This is a genomic window from Streptomyces sp. NRRL S-646, assembly GCF_000720765.1.
Classification (GTDB): Bacteria; Actinomycetota; Actinomycetes; order Streptomycetales; family Streptomycetaceae; genus Streptomyces.
Genome location: NZ_JODC01000051.1, coordinates 1 through 12,255, shown reverse-complemented (window position 1 = coordinate 12,255; position 12,255 = coordinate 1). Strand labels below are relative to the sequence as shown.

9 protein-coding genes and 1 pseudogene are annotated in these 12,255 nt (G+C 68.5%); 7 read left to right on the top strand and 3 right to left on the bottom strand.

Annotated features, from left to right (window positions below; all coding sequences use genetic code 11):
• Window positions 1–13: 13 nt before the first annotated feature.
• Together IH68_RS0148615 and IH68_RS0148610 are read right to left on the bottom strand one after the other, a co-directional pair.
• Window positions 14–1,027 carry a non-reducing end alpha-L-arabinofuranosidase family hydrolase gene (locus tag IH68_RS0148615; RefSeq protein ID WP_030950196.1) on the bottom strand — a complete coding sequence of 338 codons (1,014 nt, stop codon included), beginning with the start codon at window positions 1,025–1,027 and terminating at the stop codon, window positions 14–16.
• 613 nt (window positions 1,028–1,640) lie between these two features.
• On the bottom strand, window positions 1,641–3,059 hold the full coding sequence (locus tag IH68_RS0148610) for an aspartate ammonia-lyase (protein ID WP_037886640.1): 1,419 nt from the start codon (window positions 3,057–3,059) through the stop codon (window positions 1,641–1,643).
• Window positions 3,060–3,166: 107 nt separating this feature from the next.
• Between IH68_RS0148610 and IH68_RS0148605 the strand changes: the two genes are divergently transcribed.
• From IH68_RS0148605 to IH68_RS0148580, 6 genes and pseudogenes are all read left to right on the top strand, one after another.
• A complete protein-coding gene (locus IH68_RS0148605) occupies window positions 3,167–4,510 on the top strand; it encodes a dicarboxylate/amino acid:cation symporter (protein ID WP_234341852.1) in 1,344 nt (447 codons plus the stop codon).
• A complete protein-coding gene (locus IH68_RS0148600; RefSeq protein ID WP_030950191.1) occupies window positions 4,507–5,238 on the top strand; it encodes an aspartate/glutamate racemase family protein in 732 nt (243 codons plus the stop codon). Before IH68_RS0148605 ends, IH68_RS0148600 begins: the two co-directional genes overlap by 4 nt.
• 20 nt (window positions 5,239–5,258) lie before the next feature.
• Window positions 5,259–5,945, top strand: coding sequence for a GntR family transcriptional regulator (locus tag IH68_RS0148595; RefSeq protein ID WP_030950189.1), 687 nt, complete (start codon window positions 5,259–5,261; stop codon window positions 5,943–5,945).
• A 613-nt stretch (window positions 5,946–6,558) separates the two neighbouring features.
• Complete coding sequence (locus IH68_RS0148590; protein WP_030950188.1) at window positions 6,559–9,177, top strand: LamG-like jellyroll fold domain-containing protein; 2,619 nt, start codon at window positions 6,559–6,561, stop codon at window positions 9,175–9,177.
• Between the two features lie 170 nt (window positions 9,178–9,347).
• Window positions 9,348–10,220: an endonuclease/exonuclease/phosphatase family protein gene (locus IH68_RS0148585; RefSeq protein ID WP_030950186.1), complete on the top strand. Its 873-nt coding sequence runs from the start codon at window positions 9,348–9,350 to the stop codon at window positions 10,218–10,220.
• 63 nt (window positions 10,221–10,283) lie between these two features.
• Window positions 10,284–10,562, top strand: a pseudogene (locus IH68_RS0148580) (hypothetical protein); the annotation flags it as partial.
• Between the two features lie 66 nt (window positions 10,563–10,628).
• Here IH68_RS0148580 and IH68_RS0148575 read toward each other — a convergent pair.
• Window positions 10,629–11,273, bottom strand: coding sequence for a cutinase family protein (locus IH68_RS0148575; RefSeq protein WP_030950181.1), 645 nt, complete (start codon window positions 11,271–11,273; stop codon window positions 10,629–10,631).
• Between the two features lie 403 nt (window positions 11,274–11,676).
• Here IH68_RS0148575 and IH68_RS0148570 point away from each other — a divergent pair, with 403 nt between their 5' ends.
• Complete coding sequence (locus tag IH68_RS0148570; protein ID WP_030950179.1) at window positions 11,677–11,892, top strand: hypothetical protein; 216 nt, start codon at window positions 11,677–11,679, stop codon at window positions 11,890–11,892.
• Window positions 11,893–12,255: the final 363 nt, after the last annotated feature.

The window sequence follows — 12,255 nt, the reverse complement described above, 5'->3', positions numbered from 1 at the left end:
TGGATCAGGCAGATCAGCGCTGCAGGGTGAGCACACCCGGCCGCCACGGCAGTTGGTCGTAGGGGCCGCTCGCGGTGGGGGACTTGCCCTGGTAGAGGAACTGCAGGTTGCAGGGGTCGATGGTCATGGTCTGGTCGGGGTTGTTGCGGACCAGGTCGCCGTGGCTGATGTCGTTGGTCCAGGTGGCGCCGCTGTTGGCCTTGCCCGCGAAGGGGTTGGACTCGGTGGCGGCCTGCGGGGTCCACGGACCGTTCAGGCTGGAGGCGATGAACGAGCGGAAGTAGCGCTGCTCGGTCGCACCCCGGGCCTCGACGATCATGAGGTACTGGTTCTGGCCCTGGACCTTGTAGACCTGCGGCGCCTCGAACAGGTTCTTCACCGTGTCGCTCATGACCGTGGTGTACGACGAGCCGAAGCTGGCCGGGAAGTTCCCGATCGGCATGGTCGACTTGTAGATGCTGCCGTTGTCACCGGCGAAGAAGAGGTACATGTTCTGGCCGTCGGCGATCACGGTCGGGTCGATCGGGGCGGCGCCCGGGAGGCTGCCGGTGAACAGCGGCTGCGGGTCGGACCAGCTGTTGGGGTTGGTGGGGTCGCTGGAGGTGCGGTAGAACAAGGGCCACGCACCCCACTGGGACACCAGCACCCAGATGTTCTTGGGCGCGAAGTACCACTGCTGGTTCGTGCCGCCGTTGCAGGACCAGATCTCCACCTTGGTGCCGGCCGTGGTGGCGTGGCCCGGGACGTCGAGGCACTTGGTGCCGTACACCGTCAGCTGGTTGGTGTCGGTCAGCGTCCACTGCTGGTTGCCGGCGCCGTTGCAGTCCCAGATCTGCAGGAACGTGCCGTCGGTCTGGGCGGCGCCCGGCACATCGAGACACCGGCCGGAACCGGTGCCGCGTAAGGCACCGCTGGTGGCCGCCTGAGCGGGACTGGCGACGAGCAACGCCGCCAACGAGACCAGGGCCGCAACCGCGGCGGCGAGCACCACAGACGGATGTCTGCGACTGAAGCTAAGTCTGCGCATGGGGACCTCGTCATCCTTGAGTAGGCGGTTCCGGTTGGCGCCGTCGGAGACTGTGCGGACTCTCGATGCGGTGCTGCTCTGACGTGTTCGCTATCACGAACAAGGATCGAAGTGTCGAGCAACCGGATCATAGGGAACCCGTGAATGACGTCAATACCTCTCGCACAATTCGCGAGCCGAAACATTCGCAGACCGAAACCAAGCGGCTTCAAGTTCCGTGGTTGTGCGGGTCTTTGGCGTCAGGGGCGGGTAGTAGTGCGGGCACGGATTTGGTGATCATTGCGGTTTCCCAGGGGGCATCGAGCCAAGGCCGCAGGTCGGCTGCGCGAGGACTTCGACTCCGGAACGCGGCTCCGGCGCTGCGGCGGAGCCGGTGGGCGGGCCGCGCTCACCAGCCAGCGGTACGGCAGTCGGGGCGGCCGCCACGGTGCCGCCCCGATCACCGCGGCCGGCAGGGGGAGGTCGTCCACGCGCCTGCCGATCGCCCTCACCGGCGGACCGGCGATCATGCCTGCGGCGAACACCCTGAGGGAGGTGCAGGACCGCTCAGGCCTGACCTGCCGGTGCCGCCAGCCCTGGTGTCCGGATCCGGAGCCGACAGTGTGCCGGGCGCTCATGGAGTGGCTGTCGCCGGTGGCCGGACAAAGTGCCCGGTGAGGTGCTCGGGCCGCAGGATCACGTCCAGTTGCTCGGTGGTGAGCAGGCCGGCCTCGGCGGCGAGGTCCTTGACCATGCGGCCGGTGGCCAGGGCCTGGCGGGCGAGGGTGGTGCAGGCGGCGTAGCCGACGTACGGGGCGAGTGCGGTGACCAGCCCGATCGAGCGGTGGACCGTGTCGTGGAGGTGTGCCCGGTTGGCCGTGATGCCGGGGATGCAGCGCGTGGCCAGGGTGTCGCAGGCTGCGTGCAGATGAGTCAGGGAGCGCAACAGGCTGTAGGCGATGACGGGTTCGAAGGCGTTGAGCTGGAGCTGTCCCGCCTCGGCGGCCATGGTGACCGTGAGGTCGTTGCCGATGACCTCGAAGGCGACCTGGTTGACGACTTCGGGGATCACCGGGTTGACCTTGCCGGGCATGATCGACGAACCCGCCTGCACCGGCGGCAGGTTGATCTCGCCGAGTCCGGCGGTGGGGCCGGAGGAGGTCAGGCGCAGGTCGTTGCACGTCTTGGAGAGCTTGACGGCGACGCGCTTGAGGACGCCGGACAGCTGGACGAAGGCACCGCAGTCCTGGGTGGCCTCGATGAAGTCGCCTGCGGGCCGGACGTCTTCGCCGCTGATCTCGGCGAGATGGGCGCAGGCGAGTTCGGCGTAACGGGGGTGGCCGTTGATGCCGGTACCGATCGCGGTGCCGCCGAGGTTGGACTCCAGCAGTAGCGCGGCGGCCTCGGTCAGACGCCGGCGGTCCTCCTCGATCATGACGGCGTATGTGGTGAACTCCTGGCCCAGCGTCATGGGGACGGCGTCCTGGAGCTGAGTGCGGCCCATCTTGAGGACGTCAGTGAATTCATCCGCCTTCGCGCTGAAAGTGTCGGCCAGCACCTTCATGGAGTTGCCGAGCCGCCGCAGCGAGGTGACCAGGGCCAGGCGTACGGCGGTGGGGTAGACGTCGTTGGTGCTCTGGCCGAGGTTGACGTGGTCGAGCGGGTGGATCACGTCGTAGAAGCCGCGAGGGTGACCCAGGCGCTCCAGGGCCCGGTTGGCGATGACCTCGTTGGCGTTCATGTTCGTGGAGGTTCCGGCCCCTCCCTGGATCGGGTCGACCACGAACTGCTCGTGCAGCCGGCCGGAGCGGATCTCCTCGCACGCCTCGATGATCGCTTCGGCGATGTCCGGCGGCAGCAGGCCCAGTTCGCGGTTGGCCCGTGCGGCCGCCTGCTTGACCGAGGCCAGTGCAGTGATCAGGTCCGGGAACTGGGCGATGGTCGCTCCAGTGATCGCGAAGTTCTCCACCGCCCGCACGGTGTGCACCCCGTAGTAGGCGTCGGCGGGGATCTCCTTGTCTCCGACCAGGTCGTGCTCGATGCGTACAGCCATGTGCTGCTCCTCGTGTTGCGGGCCCCCTTGACAGGCCGCCGCGTCGGGCCTCAGTGTTGCTGACCAACACGCAGAACGCAATATATTGCATATGGCAGGAGGGGCTCATGGACACTGCACACACCCGACCCACCGGCGCGAACACCTCACCGACCCGGCCCTCGGGTTTCCTACGGCGGTGCCTGAACATGCCGATCGGCATCCAATCGATCATCGCCGTCGGTCTCGGCGCCCTGATCGGATCCCTCGCCCCGTCCGCGGGCGAACAGATGAAGATCCTGGGAGACGTATTCCTGAACCTGGTGCAGGTCGTCGTCCTGCCCCTGGTCTTCCCGCTCATCGTGCTGGGCATCGCCCGCATGGAGTCGGTCAAGAAGGTCGGGCGGATCGCCGGCAAGGCCATCCTCTACTTCGAGCTCGTCACCACCGTGATCCTGCTGATCGCGGTGGGTCTGGCCAAACTCACGGGGATCGGCAAGGGCGCCCCCGTCCACGGCGCCGACGCCAAGGACCTGGACGGTCTGAGCCAGGGCATCGACTTCCACGAGCTGGTCCTGCACGCCGTACCGAAGAACATCTTCGCCGCGTTCGGCGAGGGCAATCTGCTCGGGGCGATCGTCTTCGCCCTCCTCGTCGGCATCGCCATGGCCGCGATCGGAGAGAAGTCCGAGCCCTTCGCCGCCGTCCTGGAGTCCGTCGCCGCGGTGATGTTCAAGGTCGTCGGCTACGTCATCCACATCGCACCGCTGGGCGTGCTCGGCTTCATCTCCTACGACGTCGCCTACTACGGCTTCGGCAACCTGCGCAGCCTGCTGGGCTTCATCGCCGTGGTCTACGCGGGCCTGGCCGTCGTCATCGGCGCCCTCTTCCCGCTCATCGCCGCGATCTACCGCATCCGCTACGTCGAACTGCTCAAGTCCATCGCCGGACTGGCCGGTATCGCCTTCGTCACCCGCAGCTCCGAGTCGGTGCTCGCGCCGCTGATGGGCAGGCTCGAAGCGTTCGGCCTCAGCCGGTCCACGACGTCGTTCGTCGTCCCCCTCGGCTACTCGTTCAACACCGACGGCTCCGTCCTCTACCAGGCCGCCGCCCTGGTCTTCCTCGCCAACGCCTACGGCGCCGACACGTCCCTGCCCGCCCTGTTGCTCATGGTCGGCGTGCTGGTGATCCTCTCCAAGGGCATGGCCGGCGTCGCCTCCGCCTCCATCGTCGTCCTCATCGCCGCCGGCAACTCCATCGGCCTGCCCGCCGAAGGCATCGCCCTGCTCCTCGGCGTCGACTTCATCGTCGACATGGCCCGCACCGGCGTGAACGTCATCGGCAACTCCCTCGCCGCCGCCGTCGTCGACAGCTCCGAGAACCGCCGCGCAGCCAAACGCGCCACCCGCGAAGGCGCCGACATCCCGGCCGAACCCGAGACCCCGTCGCTGCGCAAGGAACCCGCACAGTGAACACCCCGACCACCGAGATCATCGGCATCCTCGGCGGCATGGGCCCGGCCGCCACCGCCGACTTCTACGCCAAGCTGGTCGCGACCACCCCCGGTGCCAGCGACCAGGACCACCTGCGGACGGTCATCTGGTCCGACCCCACCATCCCCGACCGCACCCGGGCCCTGCTCGGCGACGGACCCGACCCCACACCCTGGCTGCTCGACGGCAGCCGCGTCCTGCGCGAGGCCGGCGCCACGGTCATCGCCATCCCCTGCAACACCGCCCACGCCTTCGTCCCCCGCATCGCCGACCATGTCGGCCTGCCCATCGTCCACATGATCGGCGAAGTCGCCCGGCACCTCAGTGCCGTGACTCCCCGCCTCCACACCGCCGGACTGCTCGCCACCACCGGCACCGTCCGGGCGGGGCTGTACCAGGAGTGGCTGGACCGCTTCGGCATCCGCCTCGTTCTGCCCGACGGCGCCGGCCAGGACCAAGAGGTCATGACCGCCATCCGAGCGGTGAAATCCGGCCGGCGCGACGGCACGACGACCGCGCTGTTGTCCCGCGCCGCACGACGCCTGACCGAACAGGGCGCGCAGGCGGTGATCGCCGGCTGCACGGAGATCCCGCTGGGCCTTCCCGAGGACGCCGTGGACGTCCCTCTCATCGACCCGGCGCTGGTCCTGGCCCGGGCACTCGTCCGCCGAGCCAGGACCGGCGCCACAACCGGAGGGGCCGTATAGGGCGATGTACTGTACGCAATATGTCACTCGACAGCCCCGTTTCCCGCCGCCTGCTCAGCGACGAGGTCTTCCATCGCCTGCGCGACTCCATCGTGCGCGGCGAACTCGGCCCCGGAGAAAAGGTCAAGGACGGTGAGCTCGCCGAGCGTCTCGGACTCAGCCGCACCCCCGTGCGCGAGGCGCTCGCCCGGCTCGCCGACATCGGCCTGGTCGAGGCCAAGCCCGGCGTCTACACGCGCATCACCACGCTCAACCGCCGTGACGTCGAAAAGACCCTCGCGGTCCTGCGCTCCCTCGACCAGCTCGCCGTCGAGACGGCCGTGCCGGTCATGACGGAGCAGGACCTGTACGCCATGCGCGAGGCCAACCGGGACTTCGAACGGGCCGTCGCCGCCAACGACACCGCCGCCGCGCTCGCGGCCGACGACCGCTTCCACGCGGTACCTATCGGGGCGGCCGACAATCCCGTACTGAGCCGGATCGTCGAGCAACTGCACCCGCAGATCCACCGCATTCTGTACCGCAAGTTCTCCACGTTGCTCGGCGGACGCAACACCATCGAACACCACGACCGGCTCGTGGAGATCTGCGCCACCGGCGATGCCCGTGCCGCCGCCGAACTCTCCGGACAGCACTGGTCCGAACTCGGCGGACACATCAACGAGCTCTTCGACACCAATCAGTTCACCGAGACGGTCGCAGGTTAGGAGGCCGGTCTCTGCAGGTTGGGGATGGGCCTGATCCAGCCAAGGATCCGTCAGTTGGTCGTCTGCAGGTGGCGGGCGTGTAGGCGTCGGCGCACGTGTCCGACCGGGGTCACCTGCTCGGGTCAGCCGTACGTACAACATCGGCCGCTCCTATCAGAAGGGCTACGCGGACTCGCTCACCGAAGAGGACCGCAAGGGCATGCTCGACGCGGTCGCGCGCGGTTGCGCCAGGCGTAGTAGCCGGACCCTGCCACGTGCAGCACCCGGCGGGCCCGCTGCGCGGAACGACCCTTGCGAGCCATCGGGCGGGCTCGGTGATCCGCTTGCGGGCCGTGGCCAGTTCGGCCTGCTTGGGGGTGGGGGGTCGGGAACCTGTCCGGTGTCGATCAGCTGCCGAGCGGTCAACCCTCCAGTGGCCCGACTCCGTCCAACCCGGGGCAGACCATTGCTGTACGAGGGGTGTTGACGGACCTCACCAACACCTTAAGATCCCTGCTGCTCGAAGTACCGACCGTAGTACGAGATATCGAACAATGTCGGCTGACGGCTTAGGCAGGCTGCCCGACTCCGGCCGGTACGCAACGCAACGGTCCGTCACAGAGGAATGAGCCGCATGCCTTCAGAACCCGGAGTGCCCCGGAGAACCGTCCTCACCGTCCTGGGCGCAGCCTCCCTGGCCGGGACGTTCGCCGCCACCGCCCCCGCCGGAGCCGTCGAACTCACCGGCGCGACCACAAGCGCCACTGCCGCGGACCTCCCCGCCGCGGCCGCCCGCTGGACCTTCGACGAAGGCTCCGGCACCTCCTCCGCAGACTCCTCCGGCAACGGCCGTACCGCGACGCTCCAGGGGGCGGCCGGCTGGGACACCGGCAAGGTCGGCGCCCACAGCCTGGGCCTCACGGCAGGCGGCAACGCCACCGCGTCCGGGCCGGCCCTCGACACCTCCAAGGCGTTCTCGGTGGGCGCCTGGGTCAACCTCGCTCAACTCGGCGGCTACCAGACCGCTGTCAGCATCGACGGCAAGGTCGTCAGCGCCTTCTACCTGGGCCTGCGCGACGACACCGGCACCTTCGCCTTCGCCCGGCTCGACTCCGACGCCACCCAGGCCGCCGCGGTGGCGGCCGCCGCTTCGGCACCCACCACCAGCACCTGGACCCATCTGGTCGGCGTCAGCGATCCGACCGCCGGCGTCATCCGTCTCTACGTCAACGGTGTGCTGGAAGGGGAGACCGCCTACACGGCAGGCTGGGCCGGCAGCGGCGACACCGCGATAGGCCGTGCGCTCTACGGCGGTGGGCACGTCGACCAGTGGCACGGCCTGATCGACGACGTGTGGATGTTCCCGTCCGTCCTCACCTCCGAGCAGGTCGCGGCACTGGCCGGAGTCCCTGTGGAGACCACGACTCCGCTGCTGAGCGTGGACGTCGCCACCCCCGCGCACGCCGTGTCCCCCATCCTTCCCGGCCTGATGTTCGAGGACATCAACCACTCCGGCGAGGGCGGCATCTACGCCGAACTGGTGCAGAACCGCTCGATGATGGCCAGCGACACCTCGCCCGTGCGCTGGTCCGCCGTCGGCGGAACGACCCTCGCACTCGACACCACCAACCCGCTCAACGCCGCGCTCAACCGCTCCCTCAAGGTCGTACTGCCGAGCGGTACCGGAGCCGGGAACCGGGCCGGTGTCGCCAACGACGGCTTCTGGGGCATACCCGTGCGCCCCGGAACCACCTACACCGCCCGCCTGTTCGCCAAGGCGTCGCGCCGGATCGGCCCGCTCACGGTGACCATCGAGTCGGCGGACGGCACGACGGTGTACGCCTCCGCCCGCGTGCCCCACATCGGCACCGCCTTCCCCGACCGCCCCTTCGAGCTGACCCTGCGCACCGGTTCGGGCGCCCCGGTGACCGGCGACGCGAGGCTGACCGTGACCACCGCCGACCCCGCCGCCGCGGGCGAGACCCTGTGGCTCCAGCACGTCTCCCTCTTCCCGCCCACCCACAACAACCGCCCCAACGGCCTGCGCACCGACCTGATGGACAAACTCATTGCCCTGAAGCCGAAGTTCCTGCGCTTCCCCGGCGGAAACTTCCTCGAGGGCAACACCATCGCGACCCGGTTCAACTGGAAGAACACCATCGGCCCGGTCTGGGAGCGCCCCGGCCACATGGACGACGCCTGGGGCTACTGGTCCACGGACGGGCTCGGACTCCTCGAATACCTGGAATGGGTCGAGGACATGCACGCCCAGCCGGTCCTCGCCGTCTTCGCGGGCTACGCGCTCAAGGGCGAACACGTCACCGGCGACGCCCTCAAGCCGTACATCCAGGACGCCCTCGACGAGATCGAGTACGTCACCGGCCCCGTGACCAGCACCTGGGGCGCGAAGCGCGCGGCCGACGGTCACCCGAAGCCGTTCCCGCTGGAGTACGTGGAGATCGGCAACGAGGACTGGTTCGACTCCTCCGGGTCCTACGACGAGCGGTTCGCGGCCTTCTACGACGCGATCAAGGCGAAGTACCCCCACCTGAAGCTGATCGCCTCGACGACGGTGACGAGCCGCACGCCGGACCTGATCGACGAGCACTACTATCTGGCGCCGTCCGCCGCCCAGGCCTCCACCCACAAGTACGACAACCGGGACCGCAACTCGACAAAGGTGTTCGTCGGGGAATGGGCCGCGCAGGAGGGGCGCCCCACACCCGACCTCAACGCGGCACTCGGTGACGCCGCTTGGCTGGCCGGGCTGATCCGCAACTCGGACCAGGTCCTCATGGAGTGCTACGCGCCGCTCTTCTCGCACGTCAAGAACAACGTGTGGGCCACCAACCTGATCGCCTACGACAACCTCAACAGCTATGTGTCGCCCAGCTACTGGGCTCAGCACATGCTGACGAGCAGGCTCGGCAATACCGTGCTGCCGGCCACCGCCCGTGCGCTGCCCGGCCTCGCCACCGTGGCCACCCGCTCCGGGAACCGTCTCTACCTCGCGGTCGTCAACTCAGGGACGGAGAAGCAGAAGGTGCCGGTCGAGCTGAAGGGGCTGGCCAAGGGGGTCAGGAGGCAGGCCACCGCGACGGTCCTGACCGGCAGCTCGCGCACGGCCACCAACACGCTGACGGACCCCGATGCACTGGTACCCAGGACAAGCACCGTCACCGGCGCGGCAGCATCCTTCACCAGCATCGTGCCACCGCTCTCGGTCACCGTGCTGGAGCTCGTCCTGACGTGATCGCCCGCTGCCCGGCACCCCTGTGGGGCGCCGGGCAGCTGCAGGCGCAGGCACGCGCACAGTTGGCCGACCTCCAGCACGCCTACTTGCCGAGTGCAACGAGATCCGCCTGCACCGCATGGTGCAGGCGGCCCGTTCTCATAACCTCGTGCAGGGAGACGGTAAATGCCATGTGGGCCAACCCCGGGGAGGCGACGGTGTTCGGAAGGAGCACGCGGATGCTCGCGGGCGCCGTGATCCTGGCCTGCATGGTGCTCGTCGGCCCCAGCGCACCGAGCGGTGCCCCCTTTGCCAGAGCGCTCCCCGCCGATGCCGTCAGGGATGTCGTTCCCAACCGCGTCATGACGTGGAACATGTGCAACCCCTGCAAGGCAGGCAACGCCGACCGGGCAGCGGAGATCGCCACATATGCGCCTCAGGTCGTCGGCCTGCAAGAAGCGTGCGTGCGTGACGTCGAGAGGATCCGGGACTATCTGGAGAGCCTCTACGGGCTGGTCTACCACGTCGAGTACGGGGCGGTTCTTCGGAGTTGGGGACGCTGCGGGGGACTGCCGTGGAGTCCGGGCGGCTTCGGTCAGGCGATCCTCTCCGCGGCGCCGATGACAGACCCCGTCAAGGTGGAATACCCCGACGGTGGATCCGAAGACCGTGGGTACCTGGCGGTCACCACCACGGTGGGCGGCCGGTCCGTCCGGGTCTTCGACACACACCTCGCCCAGCGGCGCCAAGAGACGGTCCGAGCGGACCAGGTCCGCGTACTCGCCGCGGCCGTCGCCCGGCACGACCGCGCGATCGTTCTCGGCGACTTCAACGCCGTGCCGGACGCCTCCGAACTCACCCCTATGTGGGCCCTGGCCGCGGATGCAGACCCCCAGTGCCGGCCGTCGTCCACCGGCACCTGCAAGCCGACCACCGACTGGCAGAGCAAATTCGACTACGTCTTCCTGCGCAGCATCGTCCCTGTCGGGCACGGTGTGCATCCGAGCCGGTACTCGGACCACCACCTGCTGCACGCGGACCTGGATCCGACCGCGCCGCGGTAGCCGAAGCACGGGATCAGGCAGACTTGGGCACTGCCCGAACCCACGGTCCCCGCCGCCCTACGGCAGTACCTCTCCACCAAACTGGTCACCGACCTCGAACTGGCCACCTCCCCACAGGTGAAGCAGCTGGTCGTGCACCCCGAGGGGCTCACCGCCAAACCGACGCTGACCGTGCCCGCGGGTGACGGGCTGCTGGCGGGCCGCATCCCGGCCGGCCTCCATCCGGTGGTCGCCGACGGCTACCAGCACCTTGACGTGCTCACCGCGGCCCCTGTGCAGAACAACGGGCGGCCCGAGATCGTCTCCAGCCACCTCGCGCAGTTCGCCGGGCAGCCCAAGTAGCCCTGCCTGCAACAGAGTCGGGCCCAGGAGGAGCTCCTCCCGGGCCCGTCCTGCGTGTCCGTCCGCTCAGACCTTGGTCGCGGCGAAGGCCGCCGTCGCGTCGGCGTCGGAGGTGTAGCCGAGGTGCGCGAGGACGTCGGTACCGCCGTTCTCGCAGATGGGGTCGCCCTTGGCGCAGAAGTCGATGGTGCGGCTCTGGTAGGTGCCGGTGACGCTCCTGCCCAGGGCCCGGATCGGGTTGCCGAACAGCAGCACCGCCGCGACCCTCGGTTCGAGTGCGGCGGGGATGGTGGCCACGATGGGGCTGCCGACCACCGCGCCGTCGCTGCTGATTCCGATGGAGTTGTCGACGACGTTCGCGCCCTGCGAATAACCGACGAGAACGAAACGCTGATTCGGGCAGGCCGCCGCCTGGCTGTTCACGTGATTCACCAGGTCGGCATTGCCCTGCGCGGCCGAGGTGAGGGAAAGGTCCGCGGGGTAATTCACCTTGTAGCTGGTGAGGTTCTTGCCCGTCGGTTTCTTCTGCAGGGCGGAATACACCGGGTCGCCGACTATCGCGCCCAGCGTGCCCAGCTCGAAGGTGCCGCGAGCCGCGACGACGTCGATGTCCGAGCAGGTGGCGACCGATGCCGTAGACGCCGAGACGGCGGCCAGTCCGGCCGTCCCGCCGACCAGCGAGAGCGCGGCGAGGCACAAGCGAATACGCATGGGGATCCTTTGAGGGTCGGGCGCGTTGCGCGCCTGCGGAAAAGGACGCCCCGAACGTATTCGCTGTTTCTGACGGGGTGTTATGTATGGGAATTCAGAAGTTCTACGGTTTCTTGAGCTGAGGTGAGTCGGCGGGAATTACCTGCACGGTCTACGCGGAGGGTGTTTCCTGGTGCGGTGATCCGCGAAAGCCGCGCCCGCGGGGCTGGTGCGCGTACAGTCGGCGACTCGGCCACCTGCCGGTACTGGGCGTCCTTGGTCGGCAGACAGGCGAGTGCTCACGAGGCGGCAGCTGCCCCTCCTGCCACCGGGCAGACCAACGGCACCCCGAACGGGACCAAGCGGAACAAGCGCCACCACCGCCCCGCATGCGCGCGGCCGTCACACAGCGCACCCTGGTGCTATGGCCGACGCACAGCCCATCGTGATCTACCCGCCCGCCGAGGATGGCGGCCGGCGGGTTCGTGTGGGCGACCATTTCCGCGGGATGGCGTACGGGCTGCTGGACATCGTCGAGTTCCTGCGCCTCGCGGGTCTGGAGGACGCAGACGAGGCGTGGGTGCGGGAATCCGGGCTGGTCGAGTGGCGGGGCGGCGGCGCGGACGTGTGGCAGCACTGAGTGCCGCATGACCGCACGGCGTTCGATGCGCTTCGCGCCGGTCACTGCCTCAGTCGAAGTGCCGGATGCGGACGGCCATTTCGGGCGCGTCAAACGGTCGCAAGATGCAAGCTGTTTCGGTGATCGCCCGAAGACGCGTATGGCTGAGCGCTTCAGGTGGTTGTGACCGCGCTTCAGTGAAGGCTTCGGCTGGTGCATCGGCGGGCTGTACCCCATGTGCTCGATCCGTTGCCCAGGCGCGGCAGGCGAGAAGAGCTGGATCCTCGGTCAGTCGTTGCTGGGTGTGTCCGGGTGGGTTGCGGGTTCGGGCAGGGGTTCGGTGTTGCGGCTGCTGAGGCCGTCGAGGGAGATGTGCAGGAGGCG

Bases quoted from the DNA above. Each gene is read 5' to 3' on its own strand.
- IH68_RS0148615 (WP_030950196.1), bottom strand. From the start codon at position 1,027: ATGCGCAGACTTAGCTTCAGTCGCAGACATCCGTCTGTGGTGCTCGCC.
- IH68_RS0148610 (WP_037886640.1), bottom strand. From the start codon at position 3,059: ATGGCTGTACGCATCGAGCACGACCTGGTCGGAGACAAGGAGATCCCC.
- IH68_RS0148605 (WP_234341852.1), top strand. From the start codon at position 3,167: ATGGACACTGCACACACCCGACCCACCGGCGCGAACACCTCACCGACC.
- IH68_RS0148595 (WP_030950189.1), top strand. From the start codon at position 5,259: ATGTCACTCGACAGCCCCGTTTCCCGCCGCCTGCTCAGCGACGAGGTC.
- IH68_RS0148590 (WP_030950188.1), top strand. From the start codon at position 6,559: ATGCCTTCAGAACCCGGAGTGCCCCGGAGAACCGTCCTCACCGTCCTG.
- IH68_RS0148585 (WP_030950186.1), top strand. From the start codon at position 9,348: ATGTGGGCCAACCCCGGGGAGGCGACGGTGTTCGGAAGGAGCACGCGG.
- IH68_RS0148575 (WP_030950181.1), bottom strand. From the start codon at position 11,273: ATGCGTATTCGCTTGTGCCTCGCCGCGCTCTCGCTGGTCGGCGGGACG.
- IH68_RS0148570 (WP_030950179.1), top strand. From the start codon at position 11,677: ATGGCCGACGCACAGCCCATCGTGATCTACCCGCCCGCCGAGGATGGC.